At 66.1% G+C, this 26,222-nt stretch carries 28 protein-coding genes; 9 read left to right on the forward strand and 19 right to left on the reverse strand.

Annotated features, from left to right (window positions below):
• Positions 1-70 precede the first annotated feature (70 nt).
• The 4 genes from HLAC_RS05620 (at position 71) to HLAC_RS05635 (ending at position 3,103) form a co-directional block, all read left to right on the forward strand.
• Positions 71-313 (forward strand): hypothetical protein, encoded by a 243-nt coding sequence (locus HLAC_RS05620; protein WP_015909874.1) that lies wholly within the window; start codon positions 71-73, stop codon positions 311-313.
• Between the two features lie 117 nt (positions 314-430).
• The gene (locus HLAC_RS05625) at positions 431-1,180 is read left to right on the forward strand and encodes a GNAT family N-acetyltransferase (protein ID WP_015909875.1); all 750 of its coding nucleotides are present in this window, start codon (positions 431-433) and stop codon (positions 1,178-1,180) included.
• Between the two features lie 120 nt (positions 1,181-1,300).
• A complete protein-coding gene (locus HLAC_RS05630; protein WP_240508845.1) occupies positions 1,301-2,500 on the forward strand; it encodes a hypothetical protein in 1,200 nt (399 codons plus the stop codon).
• A 75-nt stretch (positions 2,501-2,575) separates the two neighbouring features.
• Positions 2,576-3,103, forward strand: coding sequence for a hypothetical protein (locus HLAC_RS05635; protein WP_015909877.1), 528 nt, complete (start codon positions 2,576-2,578; stop codon positions 3,101-3,103).
• Between the two features lie 54 nt (positions 3,104-3,157).
• On the opposite strand, the gene HLAC_RS05640 is transcribed toward HLAC_RS05635, so the two are convergent.
• From HLAC_RS05640 to HLAC_RS05650, 3 genes are all read right to left on the reverse strand, one after another.
• The gene (locus tag HLAC_RS05640; RefSeq protein ID WP_015909878.1) at positions 3,158-3,805 is read right to left on the reverse strand and encodes a CehA/McbA family metallohydrolase; all 648 of its coding nucleotides are present in this window, start codon (positions 3,803-3,805) and stop codon (positions 3,158-3,160) included.
• Between the two features lie 53 nt (positions 3,806-3,858).
• Positions 3,859-4,770, reverse strand: a complete 912-nt coding sequence (locus HLAC_RS05645) for a diacylglycerol/lipid kinase family protein (protein WP_015909879.1) — start codon at positions 4,768-4,770, stop codon at positions 3,859-3,861.
• A gap of 507 nt (positions 4,771-5,277) precedes the next feature.
• On the reverse strand, positions 5,278-6,441 hold the full coding sequence (locus HLAC_RS05650) for an acyl-CoA dehydrogenase family protein (RefSeq protein ID WP_015909880.1): 1,164 nt from the start codon (positions 6,439-6,441) through the stop codon (positions 5,278-5,280).
• Positions 6,442-6,892: 451 nt separating this feature from the next.
• Here HLAC_RS05650 and HLAC_RS05655 point away from each other — a divergent pair, with 451 nt between their 5' ends.
• Both HLAC_RS05655 and HLAC_RS05660 read left to right on the forward strand, forming a co-directional pair.
• The gene (locus tag HLAC_RS05655; protein ID WP_169304926.1) at positions 6,893-7,795 is read left to right on the forward strand and encodes a tyrosine-type recombinase/integrase; all 903 of its coding nucleotides are present in this window, start codon (positions 6,893-6,895) and stop codon (positions 7,793-7,795) included.
• 157 nt (positions 7,796-7,952) lie between these two features.
• Entirely contained in the window at positions 7,953-8,750 is a 798-nt protein-coding gene (locus tag HLAC_RS05660) for an RIO1 family regulatory kinase/ATPase domain-containing protein (RefSeq protein WP_015909882.1), read from the forward strand.
• Between the two features lie 21 nt (positions 8,751-8,771).
• Here HLAC_RS05660 and HLAC_RS05665 read toward each other — a convergent pair whose 3' ends face one another.
• The 6 genes from HLAC_RS05665 to HLAC_RS05690 are packed head-to-tail and all read right to left on the reverse strand — an operon-like array spanning position 8,772 to position 14,732.
• Positions 8,772-9,707, reverse strand: coding sequence for a DMT family transporter (locus HLAC_RS05665; protein ID WP_015909883.1), 936 nt, complete (start codon positions 9,705-9,707; stop codon positions 8,772-8,774).
• Between the two features lie 37 nt (positions 9,708-9,744).
• Positions 9,745-10,494, reverse strand: coding sequence for an ABC transporter ATP-binding protein (locus HLAC_RS05670; protein WP_015909884.1), 750 nt, complete (start codon positions 10,492-10,494; stop codon positions 9,745-9,747).
• Complete coding sequence (locus HLAC_RS05675; protein ID WP_015909885.1) at positions 10,491-11,279, reverse strand: ABC transporter ATP-binding protein; 789 nt, start codon at positions 11,277-11,279, stop codon at positions 10,491-10,493. Before HLAC_RS05675 ends, HLAC_RS05670 begins: the two co-directional genes overlap by 4 nt.
• Complete coding sequence (locus tag HLAC_RS05680) at positions 11,272-12,453, reverse strand: branched-chain amino acid ABC transporter permease (RefSeq protein ID WP_015909886.1); 1,182 nt, start codon at positions 12,451-12,453, stop codon at positions 11,272-11,274. The genes HLAC_RS05675 and HLAC_RS05680 overlap by 8 nt, the downstream gene beginning before the upstream one ends.
• Entirely contained in the window at positions 12,450-13,409 is a 960-nt protein-coding gene (locus HLAC_RS05685; protein ID WP_015909887.1) for a branched-chain amino acid ABC transporter permease, read from the reverse strand. The genes HLAC_RS05680 and HLAC_RS05685 overlap by 4 nt, the downstream gene beginning before the upstream one ends.
• A 9-nt stretch (positions 13,410-13,418) precedes the next feature.
• Positions 13,419-14,732, reverse strand: a complete 1,314-nt coding sequence (locus tag HLAC_RS05690; protein ID WP_241211141.1) for an ABC transporter substrate-binding protein — start codon at positions 14,730-14,732, stop codon at positions 13,419-13,421.
• 196 nt (positions 14,733-14,928) lie between these two features.
• Between HLAC_RS05690 and HLAC_RS05695 the strand changes: the two genes are divergently transcribed.
• Entirely contained in the window at positions 14,929-15,801 is an 873-nt protein-coding gene (locus HLAC_RS05695) for a proline dehydrogenase family protein (RefSeq protein WP_015909889.1), read from the forward strand.
• Positions 15,802-16,331: 530 nt separating this feature from the next.
• On the opposite strand, the gene HLAC_RS05700 is transcribed toward HLAC_RS05695, so the two are convergent.
• The gene (locus HLAC_RS05700) at positions 16,332-17,069 is read right to left on the reverse strand and encodes a helix-turn-helix domain-containing protein (protein ID WP_015909890.1); all 738 of its coding nucleotides are present in this window, start codon (positions 17,067-17,069) and stop codon (positions 16,332-16,334) included.
• Positions 17,070-17,158: 89 nt separating this feature from the next.
• On the opposite strand from HLAC_RS05700, the gene HLAC_RS05705 reads away from it, so the two are divergent.
• Positions 17,159-18,679 (forward strand): aldehyde dehydrogenase family protein, encoded by a 1,521-nt coding sequence (locus HLAC_RS05705; RefSeq protein ID WP_015909891.1) that lies wholly within the window; start codon positions 17,159-17,161, stop codon positions 18,677-18,679.
• A 23-nt stretch (positions 18,680-18,702) separates the two neighbouring features.
• Here the strand turns inward: HLAC_RS05705 and HLAC_RS05710 are convergent, their stop codons facing one another.
• The 7 genes from HLAC_RS05710 to HLAC_RS05740 form a co-directional block, all read right to left on the reverse strand.
• Entirely contained in the window at positions 18,703-19,569 is an 867-nt protein-coding gene (locus HLAC_RS05710; RefSeq protein WP_015909892.1) for a transcriptional regulator TbsP domain-containing protein, read from the reverse strand.
• 184 nt (positions 19,570-19,753) lie between these two features.
• A complete protein-coding gene (locus HLAC_RS05715; RefSeq protein WP_015909893.1) occupies positions 19,754-20,059 on the reverse strand; it encodes a CGCGG family putative rSAM-modified RiPP protein in 306 nt (101 codons plus the stop codon).
• Positions 20,056-20,799 (reverse strand): helix-turn-helix domain-containing protein, encoded by a 744-nt coding sequence (locus HLAC_RS05720; RefSeq protein ID WP_015909894.1) that lies wholly within the window; start codon positions 20,797-20,799, stop codon positions 20,056-20,058. The genes HLAC_RS05715 and HLAC_RS05720 overlap by 4 nt, the downstream gene beginning before the upstream one ends.
• 89 nt (positions 20,800-20,888) lie before the next feature.
• On the reverse strand, positions 20,889-21,449 hold the full coding sequence (locus HLAC_RS05725) for a halocyanin domain-containing protein (RefSeq protein WP_015909895.1): 561 nt from the start codon (positions 21,447-21,449) through the stop codon (positions 20,889-20,891).
• A gap of 143 nt (positions 21,450-21,592) precedes the next feature.
• On the reverse strand, positions 21,593-21,814 hold the full coding sequence (locus HLAC_RS05730) for a DUF2249 domain-containing protein (RefSeq protein WP_015909896.1): 222 nt from the start codon (positions 21,812-21,814) through the stop codon (positions 21,593-21,595).
• A 67-nt stretch (positions 21,815-21,881) separates the two neighbouring features.
• Positions 21,882-22,400, reverse strand: coding sequence for a DUF7998 family protein (locus HLAC_RS05735; RefSeq protein WP_015909897.1), 519 nt, complete (start codon positions 22,398-22,400; stop codon positions 21,882-21,884).
• Positions 22,397-22,723 (reverse strand): DUF2249 domain-containing protein, encoded by a 327-nt coding sequence (locus HLAC_RS05740; RefSeq protein ID WP_015909898.1) that lies wholly within the window; start codon positions 22,721-22,723, stop codon positions 22,397-22,399. Before HLAC_RS05740 ends, HLAC_RS05735 begins: the two co-directional genes overlap by 4 nt.
• Before the next feature lie 150 nt (positions 22,724-22,873).
• On the opposite strand from HLAC_RS05740, the gene HLAC_RS05745 reads away from it, so the two are divergent.
• Entirely contained in the window at positions 22,874-24,265 is a 1,392-nt protein-coding gene (locus HLAC_RS05745; RefSeq protein WP_015909899.1) for a heme-copper oxidase family protein, read from the forward strand.
• Between the two features lie 226 nt (positions 24,266-24,491).
• Here the strand turns inward: HLAC_RS05745 and HLAC_RS05750 are convergent, their stop codons facing one another.
• Both HLAC_RS05750 and HLAC_RS05755 read right to left on the reverse strand, forming a co-directional pair.
• On the reverse strand, positions 24,492-25,490 hold the full coding sequence (locus tag HLAC_RS05750; RefSeq protein ID WP_015909900.1) for an ABC transporter permease: 999 nt from the start codon (positions 25,488-25,490) through the stop codon (positions 24,492-24,494).
• On the reverse strand, positions 25,483-26,220 hold the full coding sequence (locus HLAC_RS05755) for an ABC transporter ATP-binding protein (RefSeq protein WP_015909901.1): 738 nt from the start codon (positions 26,218-26,220) through the stop codon (positions 25,483-25,485). The genes HLAC_RS05750 and HLAC_RS05755 overlap by 8 nt, the downstream gene beginning before the upstream one ends.
• Between the last annotated feature and the right edge of the window lie 2 nt (positions 26,221-26,222).

Raw genomic sequence — 26,222 nt, forward strand, 5'->3', positions numbered from 1 at the left:
CACTTCCGCATATACGCCTAGCAGAGGCAAGCAGAACGGTTAGTCTCGGAAGCGTTGTTCATCGAATCACATGCAAGACGGCGTAACACTGACAGCGGACGACGAAGGCAAGAGCGTCGTAAACGCCACCGGTGACACGATTGGTCGTGTTGTCAGTGTGGAACACGGCAATGCATACGTCGATCCTGATCCGGGGCTGACAGACACGATCCGATCCAAACTGGGCTGGGGCGAGGCCGACCAAGATAACTATCAGCTCGATGCCGCTAGCATCGAGTCCGTCTCTGACAACGAGATCTACCTGAGCAGGTAACACCGTCTACTGGGCGTTCATCAGTCCGTCCTCTGCTGAACCCTTCTTTTCAGTGCGAGACTTCGATCCGTTGCCGTACAAATACAAAAATATGACAACTCAAAAACACCAAACCACATGACAGTTCGCCCTGCAGAGTCGGACGACCGAGAACAGATTAGAGCAATCGCGCGCGACTCGCTGCAATCGTCGTACTCGCTCAGTCCCGACCAGATCGAGATGATACTCGAAGAGGAGTTCGACGACACAGCGCTGACTGACCTGCTCGACGATTCGGATACGACAGTGCTCGTCGTCGAAGAGACGGTCGACGACACGGAAACCGTCCGCGGGTTCATCACCGTCGAAATCGGAACGGAAGCGACGATCCGGTGGCTCCACGTGGATCCAACGGCACGGGGTGGAGGCATCGCCACAGCGCTGCTCGAACGTGTTCGCGAACAGTACGCCGACAAGCCGATTGCGGCGTGTATCCTCGATGAGGCCGTTGAGGGCGGCGAGTTCCTCGAAGGATTCGGCCTCAAACAGGGCGATCACGACCACCTACTGGTCGGCGGGGAGGAGTTCGCAGTCACCATGTTCACGGAAGGCCAATCGACGGAGACGCCGACCGAACCGACCGTCACGGTCCCGGAGTCCGTCACCGTCGACGGGGTTGACTTATCCATCGATCGCGACGATAGCGTTCCCGGCAGTGAGGCCCCGTTCTTCACGGTGTACTCTGCGGACGGCGAGGAGGAGGTGTACGGATACTTCTGTTCACAGTGCGGCAGTACGGACGTCTCTATCGACGGACTCGACAGGCTGGAGTGCGGGGACTGTGGCAACACTCACCTGGCCGACGAGTGGGACGATGCGTATCTCTGACACAGGCTAATGAGTGATGGTGCTCGGTCAACAGATTCCAAGCCCACTGGTGTCGATCAAGAGTCCGCTGGCAGTGCAATCACGAATGGCGATGGGGCCGAGCGGCTCGACCCGCTGACAGTGGACGACCAGCGTGGCGACGAGGCTGCGCCGCAAATCGACGTCGGGGTTCTCATCGCGCACTCGCCGGGGACGAACGCCGAGCCACTGCAATCGTTCGCCGAGCAGATGACCCGCGATGGCGTCGATGAGCTAGCGGCGGCCACGGACGCGACCTGGCGAGTTCACTGTGCCGAACCGGATCCGCTTACCGACGCTGCCCCCCGGCGACCGTCTGAGTTCCTCGATGAGGCCGCACTTCACATGGTGAAGCGTCCGTACGACCTCGTCGTCGTCGTGACCGACGTGCCACTGACCACGCGTGAGGAGCGAACCGTCGAGGGACTCGCGTCCCCGATCGCGCGTGTGGTCGTCGTTTCGACGCGGCGACTCCGTCGGAGACCCGGCCGAGAGACGGTCCAAGCACTCGATTCGGCGGCCGTCCACTGGAACGCCGCAACCCTCCTCGTGCATCTCTTCGGACACGTGTTCGGTGCGGACCACGATGACGGCGGCGTGATGATGCCGTTCTCGTTCGATCCCTCTCGCCGGAGCGTCCCGCGATTTGACGCGGACATCACGCAACACCTCAGGAAGATCACCACCCGTATCCCCGAAGAAGGCGTCTCACGTGGGCGGCTTCGACGGCTGGCGTTTCACGCGCTGAGTCTTGCGCGGAACCCGTGGACCGTCGTCTCGACGCTCCTGCAGAGTCGCGCACCGCTGCTTCCGTTTTCACTCCCGCGCCTCTCGACGGCCGCGGTGACGCCGACGCTAATTTTAGTGTTCAGTGCCGAGGCGTGGGACGTCGGACTGAACCTGACCAACCGGACCACCACGCTGTTCGCCATCGGGAGTATCATCGCCGCCGCTGTCCATCTCTTGTACGTTCAGCGGCTGTCCTTCCCGCGCGAGCGGAGCCAAGTGATCACCGAACACATGGCGCTGGTGAACGTGACGGTGTTCTGTATTCTCGTCGTGGCGATGATGGGACTCTTCGTCCTCGTCGGGTCGATCATGCTCCTGATCGAACTCGCCGTCTTCCCGCCGAACCTGATGACGAACTGGCCGAGCCTCGAGGAGCCCACTGTCGGGTTCACCGACCTCATCCGCGTTGGTGGCTTCATCAGCACGCTGGGTGTGCTGTCGGGGGCACTCGCAGGCGGGATCGAGAACCGAATGGCGCTCCGCCATCTCGCACTCTTTCGTGACCACCCGTAGGCGTCGACGGAGATCCGTCGAATCACCAGCGATCGAGAGTACAGTTATCTCGACTCACGACACACACACCTTGACATGACAACCCAAAACACAGACACGAGTCAACAACAGACCAGCGTCCAGCGCGGCCTGACCAGCGGTTCCGGATTGCGCGTCGTCCGTGGGCTGATTCGCGGCGTCGTCGGTGGCCTGATCGCCACGGTACTCATGACCCTGTACCGGTTCCCCGTCTTCCGCGCATTACCGCCGACCGCCGACTTTTGGGCGAAATACGTCGGGAGCGGTGATGCGGAGGCGTATCCCGGCATCGGACTACTCCTCCACTTCCTGTACGGTGGCGTCGCGGGTGGCCTCTTCGGCGTCGGGATCAGCCTGTTGGACTTCCGGAACGAACGCGAACGCCGCCTCGGCGTGATCGGACTCTCTCTCGTGTACAGTCTCGCCCTCTCCGCTTTCGGAACGCGGGTCTTGTTCCGCTATCTTCTCGACGAGGAGCTCGAGTCGGACGAAACGGTGATCTTCCACGTCGGGCACGTTATCTACGGGCTGACCCTCGGAACGTGGATCGGCTTCAGGGAACGGAAGGGCGAGGTGTACGAGTGAGGTGCCGGGCGAATCGGGCCGATATCCTGTCTCTTCGGCTGAGACATGGGGATGTCACAGATACCGGTGGACGTACTCGTACCCGGTTCGCATGAGTTCGTCGACCCGTGAGTCGCGAACGTCGACCGCAACTGCTCCCTCTCGAATCGCCGTGACTACGGCTTCAGGCGTGAGTTCCGGCGCCTCGATTCGGGTCACCGTCCGCCCGACCTCGAAGGGATAGTGGGCGTCGCTCCCGCCGACGACCGGTATCTCAAGCGATTCGGCGAGTGCTCGGACACGCTCGGCGTTGTCGGGATGCTTCCCGTTTATTTCGACGGCGTCGAACTCCGCGTCGCTCTCGCGAACGCGACTCCGTCGATACGGATGCGCGATGATCGCGGCACACCCGTTACGGTGCGCCTGCGACACGACCTCCTCCGGGGTGCGTTCACCGGGAATCGTCCGACGCGGCGGATCCGGTCCGACGACCAAGAGGTGGCCGGCCGTCGTCGTGACTTCGATACCCGGGATGAACTGCGGACCTCCCGTCGCGCTGTCGAATGGGCGGTAGTAGTCGTGATTGGTCAGCGCGATGCCGTCGAGCCCAGCGCGTCGTCCCCACAGCGCTAACAGCCGCGCGCCGATCGGGTCGTAGGGAGTCGGCTCCGCCTGGAAGCCGTGGAAAAACCGTGTGTGGGCGTGGAGGTCTACTGTGAACATCGTTTTCTCAGCTGGTGATTTGCCGTCGCCCGGTCGTTCGCGGGACCGTCGCCTCACGTGTCCATCGGAGAGGGGTCGTATCCCTCCCCGACGACGAGCCGCAGCCTGTTCGGTCGAACAGTGAGCACGAGGTCGCGTTGCTCGATGGTCTCCCCGTCCACGCTGAATCTGATGGGGTCCGACGAGTGGCCCCTGATATCCACCGATGCGGCTTGGAACCGGTCGATGTGTGGCGAGTCCTGGCCGAACAGGCGCTCAAGTACCGCATCACTCATCAGATCAATCGCGGGCACGTCCGTGACGATCGCGACCTCGAAGAGACCGTCCTCCATGTTGGCCTGTGTCGTCCCGTCCGCCGCGAACTGACGGCCGTTCCCGACCACCACACAGAGCGCTTCACCGCTCCACGTCGGCGTGTCGCCGTCGCTCATCTCGTTATCAATCGTAAGCTGTAGCGGCTCGAAATCGGTCACGGTCCGGAGCGTCGTGAGCACGTATGCCAACCCACCGATACGAGACTTCAACGCTCCGGACGTCCCGCTCACTGACTCGGCGGTTAGCCCGGCGACACAGGAGTTCACGAAGGGCCGATCGGTTGCCATCCCGATATCGATAGTACGCCTGACACCGTCATCGAGGGCAATGAACGCGGTTTCGAGATCGGTAATGCCGATCTGCTTCGCGAAGTTGTTACCCGTCCCGAGAGGCAGGATGCCGAACGTGACGTCGTCGAACGCGTCGGCCCGGTCGATCCCCTGAACAACCTCGTTGACCGTCCCGTCACCGCCGCCGGCCACGATCGTCGAGTATCCGGCCTCGATAGCCTCCTGTGTCAGCGTGACCGCTTCGCCGGCGTGTTCAGACCGTTCGACTGCATACCCGCTCAGATCCGCGCGGTCCTCGACGTCGTCGGCATGTGAGCCGCCTCCGCTTTGCGGGTTGTAGATAATCACGGTGTCTGCCATACGCTACACCCCCTTGGACGCGGTGGACGCACTGGCGGCGATGTCACGTTGGGCTCCTCTCTGCTTCCTGTCCGATCTCGGGGCGTGATCTTCCGGGGTACTTCCGTCCGGAACGAGTAGCGGCGTTCGAGCCATTATATCCTAATTGCACTGCTAGCAGATTGTTAGGAGGTCCTGGCTCTGTTGAACTCCTCAGTAGGTGAGACATTCTATTCCGAGTGCAGTTAATACAGACACAGCGGCGATCGATAGCGGGAGTGGATGTTGCAGTTCATCGAGAGAGATGCAATATTTAAAGAGGTGAGCGACAGCGACGACCGTTTATAAATGGGTGATGCGGTGGCGTCGCCAGCGCTGCGCGCCGGTGACAGCGAGGCGCAAAGCGTCTCTGACAGCCGGCGGCGAAGCCGCCGACGGCTGGGGCTTTGGAAGTGGTCACCGCAGAGCCGTCGATCACGTATAAACAGCCGACAGCGACACCGCTTCTCTCCTATAAATGCCGTCCGTCTACAACCCGAGTTCGCGCCCTAATACGACGTGTTGGATCTCGCTCGTCCCCTCGCCGATCTCCATCAGCTTCGCGTCGCGGTAGAAGCGCTGGGGCGCGAAGTCGGTGGTGTAGCCGTAGCCGCCGAGCGTCTGGACCGCCTCCTCGGCCACCTCGCGAGCGGCCTCGCTGGCGTCGAGCTTCGCCAGCGCGGACTCCCGCGTCACCTCGTTGCCGGCGTCGTACGTCGTCGCTGCCTTGTGCGTGAGCAGGCGGGCGCGCTCCGTCTGCCGATGCATATGGACCACCTTGTCGCGGATCGCGTCGAACTTCGCGATCGGCTTGCCGAACTGCTCGCGCTCGCCGGCGTACTCCTTGGCGGCCTCGTAGGCGCCCTGCGCGAGCCCCACCGAGAGCGCGGCGATCGAGATCCGTCCGCCGTCGAGCGTCTTCATCGTCTGCGTCCAGCCCTCGCCCTCCTCGCCGAGTAGCCGGTCTTCCGGAATCCGCACGTCGTCCAGCAGTATCTCGCAGGTGGGCGAACAGTTGAGCCCCATCTTGTCCCAGACCGTCGTCACCTCGAATCCGTCGTCTGCGGGGTCGACGATGAACGTCGAGATGCCGTCGTAGCCGGCGTCGGAGTCGGTGACGGCCTTTACCAGCACGCTGTTGGCGACGGTCGCGTTCGTGATGAACTGCTTCGTGCCGTTCAGCACGTATTCGCCGGCGTCGGCGTCGTACTCGGCGGTCGTGTCCATGTTCGAGGCGTCGGAGCCGCTGCCGGGCTCCGTGAGCGCCCACGCGCCGAGCTTGCCCCCCTCGGCGAGCGGTCGGAGCCACTCCTCCTTCTGTTCCGGGGTGCCGAACAGCTCGATCGGCTTCGCGCCCAGCGAGGTGTGGGCGGCGTACGAGAGCCCGATCCCGCCGGAGACGCGACCGAGTTCCTCGGTGACGAGCGCGTACATGAGCTGGTCGCCGCCGAGCCCGCCGTACTCCTCGGATATCGGCACGCCCATCATGTCGAGGTCGTTCAGGTCGGCGAACACCTCGTCGGGGAACCGGTGTTCGTCCTCGATCTCCTGGGCGATCGGCCGGATTTCCTCCTCGCAAAACTCCCGGACGGTGTCCCGAATCATCCGGTGTTCAGCGGAATCAAGTATACCGAGTAACCCTTCGTCTTCCATACCATCACCTACGAATCCAACAGCAAAAACCGTGAGGTTACGTCCCTGCAACACCAAAACCACCATTCCGAACCCGCAACTCCATCTCAGACGCCGACTCCAAATATACACCCAACTCCCGAAGTTCATCTGCCGACACAAACAACGGTACCCCCAATCGGACTCTCATCCCCATCCCAAGTCGTACGGGCCGGGATTCGAACCTGGAAGTCGTTCAACCAGGGACCATCTAATAGGGCTCTTAATGTGTCTACCCGATCATCAGCACTCGTTTTCACGGCTGAAGTTCTGCTTAACTAGCTCTGTTGAAATTCTCAGTGTTGACAGATTAACACCCTCATCGATCAGTACAGGCGAGGTAGTCACCGCTACTGGCGTGGTCGGGCCGCGGAATCTTGCGAAGGAGTCTGTGAAGCATTATCAACGGACGATTGACCAATGGAAGGAGTTCATGAAGTGGGAGGGACGGCACCCTGTGTGTCCGAATCAGGACCATGTTCTGCGGTTCGCTCGGTATTACAAGGACGAGAAGGGGAACAGTCCGGGGGTCGTGCGTCGAAAACTTAATCGGTTGAGTCAGGCGTTTGAGTATTTCCGTAATGATTCGAGTTATCCGCACCCGTCTGATTTCAGTCCGGTGAGCGCCGCGATGATGAAGGTGAATTTGTCGCAACCGTCACCGAAGGAGCCGCCACGGATTTCGAAGGAGGAGATGGCTGAGCATATTTCTGAAATTAAGGATGTGCGAGATCGGGCGATTATTATGACTCAGCTGAAGCTCGGGATTCGCGCTCAGGAGTTGTGTAATATCAAGCTGGAGGATATTCACATTAAGAAGCCGGACCTGTTGGGGCATTATTCTGAGATGGGCAGCAATCGAGGCTTGGAGGATCATGAGAACGCGATCTACATCCCGTTTAATAAGGAGCGGGATGGGAATAAGTCTGAGAGGCCTCGTATTATCCCGCTCGATGAGGAGATTCGGAAGGTGTTGACTGATTGGCTGTTCATTCGGCCTGATAACGAGGAGCCGTGGCTGTTCCTTTCTGATCGAAAGAACATTCAGTTTGAGACTTCAGCGGTGCGGGATATTTGGCATAAGCATTTCCGCCCGGAATATGATGAGACTGAGCGCCATGCGGCTGTGTCGTCGCATTTTGGTCGGCACTTTTTCACGACGTGGTGGCAGGTGCATCAGGGGATGGATATTGAGTTAGTGAAGTATCTTCGTGGGGATGTTCATGGTGGGGAGCGTGATATGAAGAACTCGGGAGATGCGATTCATTCGTATATTCATACGTATTATGAGGATGTAGAGCCGGAGTATCGGCGGTCGGTTTTTAAATTGCTGTGAGTGTATAATAGTACTCTCGTATAATCATTTCCGCGGGCAGATCGAAGTCCATGGGCAAGAATTGCGACGCGGTGTCATAAACAATGCGAACGACCGTGATGGACTTTCTCTCGCCCCGACGTGACCATTTATCAGTCGCGGTCGCCTCAGACTCTCTATGGAACTCCGTCGGCTCGTGCGCGGCCGTGTGGACTGGCCCGACATCGAACGGGTCGTCCGCGAGCTGGCGGACCGGTACGACCGCGACGAGATGCGGGTGCGCTTCCTCGACGCCGACAACTGGCTGTCGACCCCGATGGTGATCGACGACGACCTGTTCGTGAAGGTGATCACCCGCCAGAACACGATCGTCCACGCGCTGTTCACCACCGGACGGAACCTCGGCGTCTTCTCCGCCGGCACCGAAGGCTTCTTCGAGCGCTACGAGACTCCCTACGAGATGGCGCTCCACGAGCTGGAGGCGACCCAGAAGGTCCGCGAGATCGGCGTCAACGCCCCGGAGCCGATTGAGGCCCTGGAGGTCGGCGACCTCGGCGTCGTCGTATTGGAGTACCTCCCCGAGTTTCGGACGCTCGACGAGCTCGACGCCGAAGACGTGGCGGCGCTCGCCCCGACGCTGTTCGAGACCCTCCGGACGATCCACGACGCCGGGCTCGCGCACGGCGATCTCCGCGCGGAGAACGTCCTGGTGCGCGACGGCGACCTCTACGTCATCGACGCGACGAGCGTGAGCGAGGCGGGTCGCGAGTCGGCGCGGTCGTACGACCTCGCGAGCGCTCTCGCCGCGCTGGAACCCTTAATCGGCGCCGCCGCCGCCATCGACGCCGCGCTCGATAGCTACTCGACAGACGAAATTCTGGCTGCCCGGCAGTTCCTCGACTTCGTCGCGATCCGACCCGACCACGAGTTCGACGCCGCCGCGCTCACCGGCGAACTGGAGAAGCGGGCGACGTAGAGCGACGTCAGAGAGGACAGCCTACTCCGCGCTCGCGTCCGGCGTTCCCGCTGCCGTCTCCGCGCGCTCCCGACTCACGATCCAGATGCCGACGGCCATCAGCACGCCCCCGACGAGAAACTCCGGCCCGAGCGCCTCCCCGAGCAGCGCCGCCCCGAGCGCCGCCCCGACAGCGGGCTGTGCGAAGAAGAAGACCGCGACCGTTCCGGCGGGCACGTACTCTAAGCCCTTGTACCAGAGGTACCACGCGGCCGCCGTCGACGCCAAGCCGAGGTACAGCACGGCGGCGACCGACTCCGCCGTCAGCGGGAGATCGGCCGGCGAGAGATTGAGGTACCACAGCTCGACGGCGGCAAGCACGCCGAGCATCGGGACGCTCGCCAGCGAGGAGTACGTCGCCGCGCGTAGCGCGCCGTGGCGCCTGACGGCACGCAGTCCCCAGACGGTGTAGCCAGCCCACGCCGCGCTGCCGATCAGGAGCAGCGCCACGCCGAGCGCGTTGCCGGCGGCCATCGACCCAAGATCGTACTGGCCGGCGATGACGACGGCGGTCCCGACGCCGGCGACGGTCATCCCGCCCGCCTTCACCGTCGTGACGCGCTCGCCGAGCACGACCGCGCCGAGCAGAACCGTGAACACGGGGGTGAGGACTGTCAGCAGCGATCCCTGACTGGCGTTGGTCAGTTCCGTGCCGACGAACTGGGTCGCGACCGTCAGCGTCACCCAGCCGCCCAGCCCGACGAACGCCGGCCACTCGCCGCGAGTCGGCGCGGGGCCGCCGCGGCCGGCGACGACGAGCCAGAGCGCGCCGGCACCGAGCGCGACCCGGAGAAAGCCGAGCGTCACCGGCGGGATCAGCGCGAACCCCCACTTGCTGACGACGTACATCCCGCCCCACAGCGCCGCGGCTGCGAGGGGAGCGAGCGCGAACGCGTATCGGCCGAGACTGGGTGGCATTCGGGTTGGGTACGCTTCGAAAGGAACCAGCGGGGACTCAGCCGCCGAGGTACAGCTGCGAGACCTCCTCGTCGTTGAGCAGTTCCTCCGGCGTCCCCTCGAACCGGACCGTCCCCTGATCGAGGACGTAGCCCCGGTCGGAGATACCGAGCCCCTTCGTCACGTTCTGTTCGACCATCAGGATCGCGGTGTCCATGTCGTTGACCTCCTGTACGTCCTCGAACACGTCGTCGGCCGTGTTGGGCGCGAGCCCTGCGGACGGCTCGTCGATGAGCAGCACGTCGGGTTCCATCACGAGCGCCCGAGCGAACGCCAGCACCTGCCGCTGGCCGCCGGAGAGCGTCCGGGCCTTCGCGGTCCGCTTCTCCTCGATGATCGGGAATCGGTCGTACAGCGTCTCAATCACCGCTTCGAGACCGCCGTCGCGGGCGACGCCGCCCATCCGGAGGTTCTCGTCGATCGTCAGCGAGCCGAACACGTTGTCGGTCTGAGGGACGTAGCCGATCCCCTCGCGGACGATCTCTTCGGGCGCCATTCCGCCGATATCGCGGCCGTGGTACATCACCGTCCCCGTCCACGGCGTCAACATCCCGAACGCCGTCTTGAGGACGGTCGATTTTCCGGCCCCGTTCGGGCCGACGAGACAGACGATCTCGCCCGGATCGAGCCGGACCGAGCAGTCGTCGAGCACCTGCACCTCGCCGTACCCACTGTCGACGTTCGACAGCGAGAGCACGGGATCGGCTCGGTCGGTGGCCCCTACGGGCCGGGTGGTGTCGTCGCTCATGTGCCGCCTCCGAGGTACGCGTCGATAACGCGATCGTCGCTTCGGACCCCCTCCGGCGTCCCTTCGGTCAGGACGTGTCCCTGATCGAGGACGACGATCGGGTCGGCCAGATCCATCACGAACTCCATGTCGTGTTCTATCAGCAGGAACGTCGTCCCTTGGTCGTTGAGCCGCCGAATCTGGTCTTTGAGCTTCTTCGCCAGCGTCGGGTTCACCCCTGCGACCGGCTCGTCGAGCAGCAGCACCTCCGGCTCGGCGAGCATCGCCCGCGCGAGCTCGACGAGCTTCATCTGACCGCCGGAGATGTCGGTCGCGGGCTGTGCCGCGAGGTGGTCGATCTCGAAATCCTCTAAGATCCGCTCGGCCTCGGCGAGGTTCGCCGACTCGCTCTCGCCGACCGCCCCCGGCGTGGCGAACAGCTTGATAAAGGACTCGCCGGGCTGGTTCCGGGGCCCGACCAACATCGCCTCGCGGACGGTCATCCCCTCCAGCTTGCGAGGGGTCTGGAACGTCCGAATGAGCCCGTGATCGGCCACCTGATACGGTTCCATACCGGTCACGTCGGTCCCGTTCACCTCGACGGTCCCGCCGTCCGGCTCGTAGAAGCCGGAGATGAGGTTGAACAGCGTCGATTTCCCGGCGCCGTTCGGACCGATGAGTCCGGTGATCGTCCCGCGCTCGACCGCGAACGAGGCGTGGTCCGTCGCGGCGAGGCCGCCGAACGACTTCTGAAGATCGTCGACGCGCAGGACGGCGTCCTGCTTGGGGAGCGCACCCTCACTCATCGCCACCACCTCCCTTCTGCTCGCGGACGCCGGAAGATGGCGGATCGGGCGCCTCCTGCCCGTCGACGGCGCTCGGCCAGATCAGCTCCCGCTGTGGCGGGAGGATCCCCTGCGGCCGGTAGCGCATGACGGCGACGATCACGACCCCGATCAACAGCAGCCGCAGCGGCGCCGGATCGATCGGCAGCGCCACATCGTTGAGGAAGCGTGTCCCCTCGCGGATGGTGACGATGACGATGCCGCCGAACAGCGCCCCGCGGTTGGAGCCGCTGCCGCCCAGAATTACGGCGACCCACGCGTAGAACGTCGTGATCGGGTCCAGATCGCCCGGCCCGACGTAGAGGTTTAGGTGGGTGTAGAACACGCCCGCCAGCGCCATGATCAGGCTACCGAGGATGAACGACTGCATCTTGAACGAGTAGGTGTTCTTGCCGAGCGCTCGCGCGAGGTCCTCGTCCGAGCGGATCGTCCGCAACACCCGCCCCCACGGGGACTGGTGCGCACGCCTGAGGACGAAGTACGCGGCGCCCGCAAACGAGAGCACCAACAGGACGTTCAGCAACGCCTGCCAGAACGCCGTCTCAAGGATCACCGGCGACCCGGGGATCACCACGAGCCGGAGTCCCGGCATCGTTTCCGGGAACGTCGAGAGCACCGGCCACCCCTTGAAGAAGCCCGGGATGCCGCGCAGCCCTGCGCTCCCGTTGGTCAGCCAGCGCTCGTTGAGCACGATTAGCCGGACGACCTCAGCCAGTCCGAGCGAGGCGATCGCGAGGTAGTCGGCCCGGAGCCGGAGCGTCGGGATACCGATAAGCAGTGCCAGCACGAACGCGGCGACGAGCGCAACGACGAGCCCGACGATCGGGTTGAACCCGCCCGCGATCGGCGAGCCGCTCGCGGTCATCAGCGCGGAGCCGTACGCGCCGATCCCGAAGAACGCGGCGACGCTGAAGTTGATCAGCCCGGTGAACCCCCACTGGGCGTTCAGCCCGAAGGACAGCAGTGCGTACATCCCGGCGAGCCCGACGAGGAACAGGAAGTACGTCGGGCCGAGCGCGCCGGTAAGCAGCGCACCGAGCAGGAACAGCATGAACGCGACGCTGACGCCGAGCACCCACGCCTCTGGTCGTGTCAGATCCGCCACTGCTCCCTTCGGGTCGGAGAGGAGGCTCATGTTGCACCCTCCCCGGCGATCCCGTTGGGCCGGACCAACAGCACGACGACCATGATCACGAACGCGATCGCGTTCGCGTACTCGATGCTGATCAGGTTCTCGAGCACGGTCTCAAGCCAGTTCGGGGCGATCGGTAGCGCCTCGACCACATTGGAGAAAAACGGTGTTAGCTGATTGATCATGCCGATGAGGAAGCCGCCCGCCATCGCGCCGTAGACGGAGCCGATCCCACCGAGGATCACCGCCGCGAAGATGACCAACAGGAGATTAAATCCCATCCGCGGTGAGAGCTGGTTGAACAGTCCGAGGAACACACCGCCCGCGCCCGCGAGTCCGGCGCCGATGACCCACGTCCACAGCTTGACACGCTTCGTCCGGATCCCGCTGACCCGGGCGAGGTCGGGATTGTCCGCCATCGCTCGCATCTTCCGCCCGAGGTCGGTGTACTGGAGGAGGACGTGAAGTCCGACGACGAGCACTGCCGCCGAGCCGACGATCGCCACGTCGTGCAGCGTCACGCGGACGCCGTACGGTACGAGCGATTCGATCGGCCGCAACGGCTGGATGTCGAACCGGGTAAACCCGGAGCCGAACCGGATCTGGATCACTGCGCGGTAGATGAACGCGATCCCGATCGACGTGATCAGCAGGCCGATCGAATCGACGTCGAGCGGTTCGTAGATGAGTTTCTCGGTGCCGACCGCGACGACCGCCGCGACCGCGATCCCGACGACCAGCGCGAGGAAGAAGCCGTACGGCAGTCCCAGCACTGCTCCTCCGAGTCCGCCGACGGCGCCGAACGTCACGAGCGCCGTGTACGCGCCGATGGTCATCGTGTCGCCGTGCGCGAAGTTGGCGAAGTCGGCGATGCTGTACACCAGCGACAGCCCGATGCTGCCGAGAACGATGATACTGCTGAAGACCAGCCCGTTAGCCAGATATCCGAGGACGGTCATCGATCGATATCAGCCTTCGATGAAGTCGATACCTTCGTACGCGTGGTCTTGGACCTCCAAGACCTGAAGGAAACCGACCGGGTCCCCGTTCTCGTCGAAGTCGATGGGACCGCTGACCCCTTGGTAATCGACGTCGTCGGGACCGCCGCCGTCTGCGAGGATCTGGCTGGCGGCCTCGAAGGAGGTCGCTTCCTCCCCTTCGGGGCCGGAGACACGCCGGACGGTCTCCTGAAGCGCCGCGCCGGTGAACTCGTCGGCGGCCTGGATCGCGAGCGCGGCGTTGATCGCGCAGTCGTACGCGTACGCGGCCCACGAGGTCGGCTGCCGGCCGTACTCTTCCTCGAAGTCCGACGCGAACGACTGGTAGTTCTCCTCCTCGATCGGCGCGGAGGGGACCACGATCTTCATGCCGTCGATACTTCCCTCCGGCGTGTTCTCGAGGACGTTGTCGCCGGAGACGGAGTCGGCGCCGTAGAACTGCGCCTCGTAGCCCGACGAGTACACCTCGTTGACCATCGTCGCGAACTCGGCCTGGTAGGTGATGAACAGCCACGCGTCGGCGCCCGAGCTGTTCATCTCGGAGATGACTCCCGAGTAGGACTGCTGCTCCTGGTCGTGCGGGCTGTTGTAGACGACCTCGCCGTCGTACGCGTCGACGAACGCGTCGGTGAGGCTCTGGCCGTAGTCGTTGTTGACGTAGGTGATCGCCACCTCGTCGTAGCCGTCGTCAGTGATGAGGTTCGACAGCGCGAGCGACTGGCTGCGGCCCGACGGTGACATCCGGAGCAGCCCCGGGAAATCCGTGAGGTTGAGCCCCGTGGAGTTCTGGCTTAGCTGGACGACGTCCGTCCCCTCCACGACGCTCTCGTAGATTGCCAGCGAGACGCCGGAGCCGACTGCGCCGATGAGGAAGGGCACGCCGTCCTGGTTGACGAGCTTCTGGGCGGCGGCGATCCCGCCTTGGTTCTCGCTCTCGGAGTCTTCGACGATGATCTCGAGGTCGCGGCCGTCGATGCCGATCTCGTTGACGCGCTGTAAGGCGAGGTTGACGCCGCGCTGGTTCCGCTCGCCGAACGCCGACAGCGACCCGGTCTGCGAGTCGACCATCCCGATCTCGTAGGCGTCGGTCGAGTCTCCTCCGTCGTCGCTCCCGTCGTCGCCGTCGGTTCCGTTCTCGCCATCGCTCCCGTCACTCCCGTCGCTCCCGTCGCTCCCGTCGGATCCGTCTTCGCCGTCGTCGGTCGTGCTGAGACAGCCCGCGAGCGCGCCAACGCCCGCTCCTCCCGTCAGTTTCAGCAGCGTTCTCCGGTCGACCAAGTCCATGCTATTTGGTGACATATGTTACCTGTGATATTCGTGGTCGTATGGGTATCTGAAACCCTACCCGTCCATGGTCGGTTGAGACGTATATTCCTCTCATGCGATGCAATATTTGCTGTGGTGTTTTTTTATTCTCAAGTACTCTGTGAACTAATTGGTCGGGTGGCGTTATATCCCCGTCGGGTGTCCCAGTGATCGTATGATTCCGCCCATCGCGAGCAACTTCGTCGCCGGCGAGACGCCGGAGGCGGCGCTCGCGCACGTCGAGTCCCTCAACGACCGGGGCGTGGCCGGCATTCTGAACCTCCTCGGCGAGCACTACGCGGAACGGCCCCCCGCCGACGCCGACGCCGACGCGTACGTCGACCTCGTCGAGTCGATCGCCGATCGGGGGATCGACGCCTGCGTCTCCGTGAAGTCGAGCCAGATCGGTCTCGACATCGGCGACGATGTGTTTCAGGAGAACCTCGCGCGCATCGTTGACGCGGCCAACGCCCCCGCGGCGACGGGTCCCGACGGAACCGGCACGTTCGTCTGGATCGACATGGAGGACCACGAGACCACCGACGTGACGCTCGACGCGTTCGAGCGGCATGCGATCGAGACCGACGGGAACGTCGGCGTCTGCGTGCAGGCGAACCTGAAGCGCACGCGTGAGGACCTCGAACGCCTCGCCGACCTCCCCGGGAAGGTCCGGCTCGTGAAGGGAGCGTACGACGAGCCCGCCGCGATATCGTACAAAAAGAAGGCCCGCGTCGACGAGTCGTACCGCGACTGTCTCGCGTACATGTTCGAGACCTTCGACGACGGGGTCGCCGTCGGGAGCCACGACCCCGCGATGATCGAGTACGCGAGCGAGCTCCACGCGGAACACGGGACGCCCTACGAGGTCCAGATGCTGATGGGCGTCCGTGAGGCGGCGCAGTTCGACCTCGCGGCCGACCCCGACGTCGACGCCGAGGTGTACCAGTACATCCCGTACGGCTCCAAGTGGTTCTCGTACTTCTACCGGCGAATTCGGGAGCGGAAGTCGAACGCGCTGTTCGCGCTGCGGGCGATCGTCGGGCGCTGAGCGACTTCGGGAGTGAGTCTCGCACGTTGGTGCGAGCGATCTCGTGTTTAAAAGGGTCATGAGCGACAGCGACGATTACTTATAAAGAACGATGCGGTTGGCGTCGCCGGCTGCAAGCGAGAGCTCCGCTCTCGCCCTGCGCCCCGGTGAGCGGCCCGCAGGGCCGCGAGCCGCCGGTGCGAGGGAGTCGCTGGCGGCTATCGCCGCCAGCGACGAGGTTGGGGAGGCGTGAGGTGCGGTGCTGTGCGGTTGGGTGGGAGGGTGGGACTCAAAGGGGCAGTCGCGAGGACGAAGCACGCCGCAGTAAGCACCGCACGAGCGTCGCGAGTGCGGCGCGCAGCAAGGCGCGCGAGTCCTCGCGGCTGGGGCTTTGCAGGCCGTCACCGCAGCGCCGTCATTCACTTATAAAAACCCGCCAGCACACCCCAATCCGATTTATAAACAACCGATCAACCAACGTGCAACACCCACTCTCGCCGTCGCTCACCGCCGTGTCCGCACCGACTGCACCGGACTCGGGCTGTCTCGCCTCACGGATCAAGCAGCTTCGACTCCGCCTTCCGGAGGTGTTCGAGCAGCGTCGTCTTCGACACGTCGAGATCGTCGGCCAGATCGCGGGTGGACGCCCCCCGGGGCCACTCGTAATACCCCGCCTCCCGAGCGTGTTCGTACACCTCGCGCTGGGTCGTGGTGAGTGTGTCGAGCCGCTGTTCGCGGGGGGTCTGTCCCGGCTGCCCCGACGACGACATCGACTGCACGGTCACCTCCGCGCCCGCGTTCTCCTGGACCGCGTCGAGCGACTCCCGAATCTCCGTGCGCTCGCCGACGAAACACACCTGCCACTCCTCGCGACCGCCCTCGATCCGGACTGGGGCGCTGTGGACGAACCCGTGTTCCAGTAGCGTCGGACACATCATGTCCGCGGGATCGTACTCCAAGAAGAACTCGCGTACGACGTTGCCCGGGGCGTCCCGGGCGCGTCCGAACCGCTCTTGCAGTTCGAGGAGGTCCCCCCCGCGATCGGACGCGCGGATCGCGTCGAGCAGTTCCTCGACTTCCTCGTTCGTGTCCGCGAAGGCGGTGAACAGCCCGTTCACCGAGTTCGGCGTGTCGCCGTCCGCCTTCGGGGTATTGTAGATCGCGTGGGCCAGGACGCCGCCGTCGGTCTGACTCGTCGCCTCGATCGCCCAGCAGTTCGGGTGCCACAGGTCGAGCGTGAGTCGCGTGCCGGACCACTCCTCGACCCCGCCCGTGTCAGTCGTCGCCATTACTACCTCCTTTGTGGCACCACATCACAAAGAGTCTGCCGACCATGGTCGGGTGGGATATTTGGGCGTAACGGCGGAAACTATCGCCCATGTCGGACCCGTATCAACACTACATCGACGGCGAATGGGTCTCGGGCACTGGCTCGGAGACCTTCGAGAGCGAGAACCCGGCGACCGGCGAGACGCTCGGCACGTTCGAGCGCGGGACGCCCGAAGACGTCGAGTCGGCGGTCGACGCCGCCGACGCGGCGTTCGAGGAGTGGCGCGAGCTCTCCCGGATCCAGCGCGCGGAGTACCTCTGGGACGTGTACCACGAGCTGCGCGAGCGCACTGACGAGCTCGGCGAGGTCGTCACGAAGGAGTGCGGCAAGGAGATCTCGGAGGGGAAAGCCGACGTGGTCGAGGCCGCACATATGGTCGAGTGGGCCGCGGGCGACGCCCGCCACCCGAAAGGCGACATCGTTCCCTCGGAGATCCCCGCGAAGGACGCGTACATGCGCCGGAACCCCCGCGGCGTCACCGGGTGTATCACGCCGTGGAACTTCCCGGTCGCGATCCCCTACTGGCACATGGCCATCGCGCTGGTGGAGGGGAACCCCGTCGTGTTCAAACCCGCCGAGCAGACCCCGTGGTGCGCGCAGATCATCGCGGAGATGTTCGACGACGCCGGCATCCCCGACGGCGTGTTCAACATGGTTCAGGGGTTCGGCGACGCCGGCAACGCCATCGTCGAGCACGACGACGTCAAGACCGTCCTTTTCACCGGTTCCGCCGAGGTCGGCCATCACATCCAAGACAAGCTCGGCGGCGTCGCCGGCAAGCGCGTCGCCTGTGAGATGGGCGGCAAGAATGCGATCGTCGTCACCGAAGAGGCGGATCTCGATATCGCAGTTCACTCGGCCGTGATGTCTTCCTTCAAGACGACCGGCCAGCGCTGCGTCTCCTCCGAGCGCCTGATCGTCCACACGGACGTGTACGACGAGTTCAAAGAGCGATTCGTCGAGGTGGCCGAGGACGTCGCCGTCGGCGACCCTCTACAAGAGGACACGTTCATGGGGCCGCTCATCGAGACCGAGCACTTCGAGAAGGTCTCCGAGTACAACCAACTCGCCCGCGACGAGGACGTGAACGTGCTCGTCGACCGGACCGAGCTCGACGCCGACGAGGTCCCCGACGGTCACGAGGACGGCCACTGGATCGGCCCGTTCGTCTACGAGGCCGACCCCGACGAGGACCTCCGCTGCACGCACGAGGAGGTGTTCGGGCCGCACGTCGCCCTTCTCGAATACGACGGCGACATCGAGCGCGCGGTCGAGATCCAGAACGACACCGAGTACGGGCTCGCCGGCGCGGTCGTCTCCGAGGATTACCGCCAGATCAACTACTACCGCGACCACGCCGAGGTGGGGCTGGCGTACGGCAACCTCCCCTGTATCGGCGCAGAGGTTCAGCTCCCCTTCGGCGGCGTCAAGAAGTCCGGGAACGGCTACCCCTCGGCGCGAGAGGCCATCGAGGCGGTCACTGACCGCACCGCGTGGACCCTGAACAACTCGAAGGAGATCGAGATGGCACAGGGGCTCTCCGCGGACATCAAGACGAAGGACGACTGAGCGACACCGCTCCCGTCGACTGCTTATAACCCCTTTTTCCGAAGCGCCGCGAGAGCCGCCGCCGGCGACGACGCGTCCGCCAGCGCACCCCGTGCGACGAGTCGCTGGCGAGGGCGTCCCACCGGCTGCGACACCGACTCCGTCCCGAGGAGACCGGCCTCGACGAGGTCGCGTTTTATCCGGGTGAACGTCGCCGAGCTCCCGAGCCCGGCGTCCTCGCAGGCGCGCCGCAGGTCGCGATCGAGGGCGGCGCGGCGCGCACCGGCGGCGTACGCCCGGACGCGCGCCGCGCCGCGGTCGAGAGGATCGTTGCCGGCGTCGAGCAGTCGCACGGTCTCGTCCGCGACCTCGCTCCCGCACCGGTCCCGGAGCGCGCCGTACAGCCGATGGCGGCTCGGCGTTCGGATTCGCACCGCCTCCGCGTCCGCGACGAGATCGACGTAGCGGTCGCGGAGCGTCGGATCGGCGCTGATCCGGCACCACGGTCCGCGATCGGTGGGGGACTCGGACGCGCCGTCGCCGTCGCGCCCGCTCGACGCCGCGATGACCACGCAACCGTCGGACCGCCCCGCGAGGACGGCGTTCGGCTGCGGCGCTGCGAGCGTCCGCAGGTCCCAGACGCCCGCCTCCGTGAGCGCCGCGAGCTGGCTAGCCGAATAAAACGGGTCGGTGATCGCGTCGACGACGTGATCTCTCGCCAGCACCGTGAGCCTCGGGAGGTCGGCGGCCGGCGAGAGCGGAGCCTCGTCCCCTCGCGCGGCGTCCCGGAGCGCGTCAAGGTCCGGGTTGACTGCCTCCGGCGCGGCATCCCTGTAGGCCGCCGCGAGGGCCGCCAAAAGCGACGGGTCGGGATCGACGACGATCGGGTCCGTGAACGACCCGATCGACATCGTCCCGTCCGCCAGCGGGAGCGTCGGAGGCGAGGAAGATGTCACTGTTCGGACTCTCCGTCGCGGTCGGAATAAGCGTGGTGGCGGATCGGTCGATGTCCCGGAGCACTCCGCCTGCGATCCGCCGGTCAGGCCGCCGGTCACTGATCGGGCCGCCGGTCACTGATCGGGCCGCCGGTCCCGGTTAGGCCACCTGCACGCGAGTGACGTGACCGCCGCAGCCGCACTGCTCGACGTACTCAGGGTCGAGGCCGTACTCCCGCTCGATCGCGTCGTACAGGAACTCCTCGGGGTGGCCCAGATCACCGTGCGTGACCAGGTTGACGTGGTTGCCCGCGGTCGTGTGGTCGATGGCGACCAGCGCGTCGCGGACCGCCAGCTCGGCGTCGTCCGCGTACTGTGGCTTTTCGAGGTTCGCCGACCAGGAGTTGTCGTGGATCTCGTCGGTGATCGGTTCGGCGGTCTGGTCGTGGGTGTCCGTGTCGCTCATGAGTGGTATGTTGGTCGGTTCGGAGCCGATTCCGCGTCGGTTTCGGAGGCGGCGTCGCCGCCGTCGCTCGCACTGTCGCCCGCCGCGTCGACCTCCTCGTCGAGCGGTCGGGTCGGGAGGTCGTCGACGAACTCGCGCACCACGGTCCGTTCGACCCGCTGGAGCGTCTCGCTGCACGTCGACTTCGCGATTCCGACGTGGTCGGCGACTTCCGTCAGGGTGAACCGGCGCGGCACGTCGTAGTACCCCAACTCCACGGCCGTGAGCAGGAGCTCCTGCTGGCGGTCCGTCAGCAGCCGGACCGGATCGACGCGCTGGCGGACGCGATCGAGTTCGTACTCCAGCCCCATCTCGTCGAACCGCTTTCCGAGCGCCGCGACGCGCTCGTGTTCGCCGGTGACGTCGACCTCCGCCACGCCGTTCTCGATGTCCAGCGGCATCTCGATCGGGAGCCCCGAGCGCTTCGCGGCGACCAGAAGCAGCGGGGCGTTCGTCTCGATCCGAACGGTCGCGACCCCGTCGCCCCGCGCCATCACCGACACCTTCGCGAGCGCCTCGTGATCCCGCATCGCCGCGAGCACGTCGTCGACGTCGCGGGCAGTCAGTCTGATGAGCGCGAAGCCGGCACTCTCGTCCGGCACCGCGGTGAGCACGCGGAACCCGGCGTCCGGGAAGTCGCGCGACACGTCGGCTATCCACGGTCCGTCGGGCAAATCGACCAGTAGGCGTGCCTGTGGCATGGGTGATCAGTGGGTGGGGTCGGGAGTCGTCATCGGTGTGCGGTTCGTGTGTGTTCGGGTGTCGTCTGTGCGTGTCTGCGTGGGAGGCGTCACTCCACGTAGACGGCACCCTTCATCCCGACTGCCTCGTGCGGCGTGCAGACGTAGGTGTAGGTGCCGGCCTCCTCGAAGGTGTGCTCGAAGGTGTGGCCCTCCTCGCCGGCGGTGTCGCTTTCGAACTCGCCGTCAGTGGCCGACACGTTGTGGTCGCCGCCCTGCCCGGTCCACTCCCAGACGACGGTCGTCCCGGACGAGACCGCCACCGCGGCCGGCCCGAAGGAGAGCCCGTCGTTGGCGCCGACGTTGACGGTCACCTCGTCGGCGTCCCGCATGTCGACGGTGCCGTCGTAGTTGCTCACGTCGTCGAAGAACCCGTCGTAGTTCGGCTCCTCGGAGAGGGTCCCGCCCCCGCCGCTGCCGCCGTCGGAGCCGTCACTCCCTCCGTCTGAGCCATCGCTTCCGTCGTCGCTCCCATCGCTGCCGTCGGAACCGTCGCTGCTCCCATCGCTGCCGTCACCGCTGCTGCCGCCACAGCCGGCCAGCGCGACAGTGGCGCCGACCGCGGCAGTCGTCTGAACGAACGTACGCCGGTCGAGTGTGCGTCGGGTCATGCAACTCGGCGTAGGGGAATAGGGGGAATACCTTCGGCGAGAATTCTCGGATTACGAGGCGGTTCCCCGAACTGTTCGGTCCGGAGTATAAAAGGGGCGGCGCGCGGTTGCGCTCGGCCGCATCAGATCGCGCCCGCTCGCGCTCACTCCGGTTCTATCGTGACGTGCCACTCGTCGTCGTCGACGCGTTCGGTCTCATGATCGAACCCCCGATCGGCCAACACGTCGTAGAGCGGCTCCGGCTCGAAGCTGTTGACGAGAAGGAGGGACTCGTCGGGGCCGAGGTCGTCGAGCGCGTCGCTGATGATCGGAAATGGCGGATCGTCTCGGTCGCGCACGTCGAGGACGGTGTCGGTTGCTGTCATCGATCCGTCCGTACGAGCGGCCCCCGAATGGTCGTTAGCGGGAACATGTTCGACCCGGACCGCGCGGTCAGAACGGAGTCGACGGATCGGAGGGCGAGCCGCCGCGATCCCCGACTGGCTCCGGATCGGCCTCTCCGGACTCCAGCTTCGCGAGGCGCTCGTTGACGGCGTCGCTCCCGTCGAGCGAGGCGTCGACGCGGACGCGGACCAGCTCGTAGCCGTGGGTGTCGACCGCGTCGAGCGCGCGGAACGCCCCGACCGCGAGCGGTTCGGCCTGCGGACAGAAGGCGGTAGTCGGCGTGAACTCGGCCCGGAGCGTCGTCGGGTCGTCGGCCTCCTCGGCGTACCGGAATCCGGCGTCCGTGTGTCGCGGGTCGCGGTTGAGTCGCGCGAGGTTGTAGCCGAACGTGGCGTCGTACACGCCGTACTCTTCGAAGGCGTCCGCCGCGGTCCGGTGGAGCGCGACGTGGTCGCGCCCACCAAGCACGTCGTGGCCCGCGAGGAAGGCGCCGGGCTCGGGGATGTGCTCGGGGACGAAGGCGTCGGCCGGATCGAACTGGGGCTCGGAGCCGCCGAGGAAGCTCATCGGTCGCCCTCCTCGTCCGTCCCGTCGGCGACCGTCTCGTCGCTCACGCCGGTGTCGTCGCCCGCCATCCAGATCGCCGTGACGACCGCTCCGTCGGCCTCGATCGTCTCGTGAGCGTAGCCGCGGTCGTCGAGCTTCGGGTAGAGGAACTGCGGCGCGCGGTCGTTGCGCTGGACCAGCACGGTCTCGTCGGGGAGGTCGGCGAGCAGTTCGAGCGTTTGGCGGAGCGGCTCCGGCGGGCCGAGATCGCGAACGTCGAGCGTCTCGACGGGTCGGTCCGCCGGTGCGTCCGTCCGTTCGAGCGCAGCCGTTTCCAGTTCCATACGCGTCGATCGGGTCCCCACCCCCGCGTAGTTTGTTCCGAACGTGTTCGGGGGTTACCGTCGACGGATCGACGACCGGCCCGCAGTCGAACACTACCCCCGAACACGTTCGGACACAACCACAGGGCCGCTCGGGATCTACTCGCACACATGCGAGGCGTTCCCGGTGATCTCACGACCTCGACGCGCCCGCCGACCACGATCCCGCTTCGCCACTTCCTCGTCGCGTTGGCGTTTCTCGTCGCTGGCGGAGCCCTCGCGCTCCTCCGCGTTGCGGGGCTGGCGGGAACGGGTCCCGGCCTCGACGGGATCGCAGTCGCGCACCTGCTCCTCGTGGGGTGGGTGTGTCTCACGATTATCGGCGCGATGACGCAGTTCGTCCCCGTCTGGTCGGGCGTCGAGATCCACTCCGAGCGGCTGGCGACGCTCCAGTTGGTCGCCGTCGCGGTCGGCGTGGCCGGGTTCGCCACGGGGCTCTGGCTCGGGCGGCTGGCCGACGCCGCCCTCATGGCGGGCGTCATGGTCGTCGGGATCGCCGTCTTCGCGTACAACCTCGCCCGGACGCTGTGGCGCGCGCGTCCCTTCGACACCACCGAGACGCACTTCGCGCTGGCGGTCGGCTTCCTCGCGCTCGCGGCCGTCTTCGGGGGGACCCTCGCCGCGGACTACCGATGGGGCGTGCTCGTCGGGACCGGGCTCTCGCGGGCCGCGGTCGTCGACGCCCACGTCACGCTGGCGGTCCTCGGCGCCGTGGTGACGACCGTGATCGGGGCGCTGTACCAGCTCGGCCCCATGTTCACGCAGACCGACGCGCTCTCGGTCGAAACGCGCGCGGCGCGGATCGAAACCGCGGCGTACCCGGTCGGCGTCCTCGCGCTCGCGGCCGGGCGGCTGGTCGAGCAGTCGGTCGTCGCTACCCTCGGCGGGCTGCTCGTCGCCGGCGGCGTGGCGGTCGCCGGCGCGGTCCTCCTCCGTCGAATTCGGGACGCGACCGGGGCGGCGACCCCGATGCTCTCGCGGTACGCGGTCGTCGGCGTCGCGACCCTCGCGTGGAGCGCGACCGCGCTCGCGACGTGGATCCGGACTCCGCTCGGCGCGGGCGTCAGGTTCGGTCACCCCGCGACCGGTCCCGTCCTGCTCGGCGCGCTCGTGGGGTTCGTCGTGGTCGGGAGCCTCTACCACGTCGTCCCCTTCATCGTCTGGCTCGACCGGTACGCCGACCGGGTCGGACTGGAGCGCGTGCCCGCGATCGACGACCTCTACGACGCCCGGGTCGCGACGGTGGACCTCGCCGCGACCCTCGGGGGCGCCGTGCTGATCCTCGCCGCCGCGGTCTCGCCCGCGATCGCGTCGATCGGGACCGACGGGGTTCTCGACGCGGGAACCGGCGGTCTCGTCCGCGCGCTCGGCGGCGCGCTCGTCGGCGGCGGCGCGCTGCTGTTCGCCGGCAACATGCTCGGGACCGTGATCCGGCACGGTGGGGTCGAGATGGTCCGGCGATCGGCGGTGGACTCCGAGGCATCGGACACGCCGGAGCGGTGAGACCGATCGGGAGAACGGGTGGTCGAGCGATTTTTCAAGAGGCTGTTGCGGTGGCGCGCGCCCGTGAGCGGCCGCTCGCTCCGTCATCGAGTGATTGGATCTCTCCGTTCATTTTTAAGTGAGCCACGGCGGACAGCAGCACCGAAATCACGGATCTCCGACCACTCTTAAAAGCGTCTTCCCGGGGCGCAACGGACTACCGACCTCTCCGACGACCGACCGCCTTTTAAATCCGCTTTACGCGCATCGCGACGGCGGCGACGACCACGCCGAGTGCGACCCACCCAAGCAGGACGCCGACGAGCACGCCGACCGAGAGTCCGCCGTCGAGCGCGGCCGCGAGCCCGGCGCCGCCCGCGTCGGTCGGGGCGAGCGCGAGCAGCCGGTAGGTCGAGACCGGGTTGGCTGCGACCGCGACGGCGACGAATCCGTTCGCGCCGTCGAGCGCCGCGAGCACGCCCATCGCGAGCAGGTCGTGGACTAAGGCGACCCACGCCCACACGAGCAGCGCGCCCGCGAGCGCCATCGTCGACGTGGGCGCGAGCGCGGAGATTCCCACCCCGATCCCGAGCAGGGCGACGGCGACGGCGACGGTCGCGAACAGGAACCACGCGAACGTCGGCCAGCCGGCGAGCCCGTACTCGCGGAGCAGCAGCAGACCGGGAACGCCGAAGCCGAGTATCACCGCCGATCCGAGGACGGCCGCACGGCCGGCGAACACCCCGATCGCTGTCTCGGCGCGCGAGACCGGGAGTGTCAGGACGACACCGAGACGCCCGCGCTCGGCCGCGCCGACGACCGCGCCGTGGCCGAACGCCAGCGCCGCCAGCGGGACGAGGAACGTCGCCAGCTCGACGTAGCTCGCGACCACCGGCTCGTAACCAGTCGGCGCGACTCCGGAACCGCTGAACGTCGCCAACAGGAACCCGAAGGCCGCGAAGACGACCGTTAGACCGAGCGCCCACCCGCGCCGGGTCGTCAGCCGCGTTTCCCGCCGCGCGATCCGCGCGACGATTCCGGGCCGCGGGAGCGGGATAGAGATCGAGTCGGCGTCGGCCGCGTGAGCGGTGTCGGAGTCGTCGGCGTCCGTCGACCCCGCTGTCGAGGCCTCCGCCCCGCTCGCCGCGGACGCCCCGTCGAGGGCGATCCCACCGTCCGGGGTCGGCTCGGTCCGCGCCGCGTCTCCGTCGCGCCCGCCGTCCTCGACGGTACCCCTCTCAGGCATCGCGACCACCTCCGGTGAGCGAGACGAACGCGCCTTCGAGCCCGTCCTCGTGGTCCGCGCCCAACTCGTCGGGCGTCCCCTCGGCGACCAGCCGGCCGTCGTCGAGGACGCCGACGCGGTCACAGACGCGCTCGGCTTCACGCAGCGCGTGGGTGGCCATCAGGATCGTTACGCCGGTCTCCTCGCGGACGCGGGTCAGCACCTCCCGGAGCGCGGCGACCCCGTTCGGGTCGAGCCCGGCGGTCGGCTCGTCGAGCAGAAGCACGGACGGGTTCGCGAGCAGCGCGGCCGCGAGGCCGAGCCGGCGACGCATCCCCTTCGAGTAGCCGTCGATGGGGCGATCGATCGCGTCGCCGAGGCCGACCGTCGCCGCGGCGCCCGCGATCCGCTCGGCCGCGTCCTCGGGGCTCGCACCGATCCCGCGAACGTCCGCGTGGAACGCCAGCGTCTCGCGTCCCGTCTCGCCCGGCGGGAAGCCGGGGTCCTCCGGGAGGACGCCGATCGCCTCGCGGATGCGCCACCCCAACTCCCTCACGTCGCGATCGCCGACCGTAATCGCTCCCTCGTCGGGTCGGTCGTGGCCGGCGATCAGTCCGAACAGGGTGGACTTGCCGGCGCCGTTGGTTCCCACGAGGCCGTACGCCTCGCCGGACTCGACCGTGAAGTCGACCCCGTCGAGCGCCGCCACGTCGTCGTATCGTCTGTGAACGTTGGTGATATCGATGCGCATGG

Source organism: Halorubrum lacusprofundi ATCC 49239, assembly GCF_000022205.1.
Taxonomy (GTDB): Archaea; Halobacteriota; Halobacteria; order Halobacteriales; family Haloferacaceae; genus Halorubrum; species Halorubrum lacusprofundi.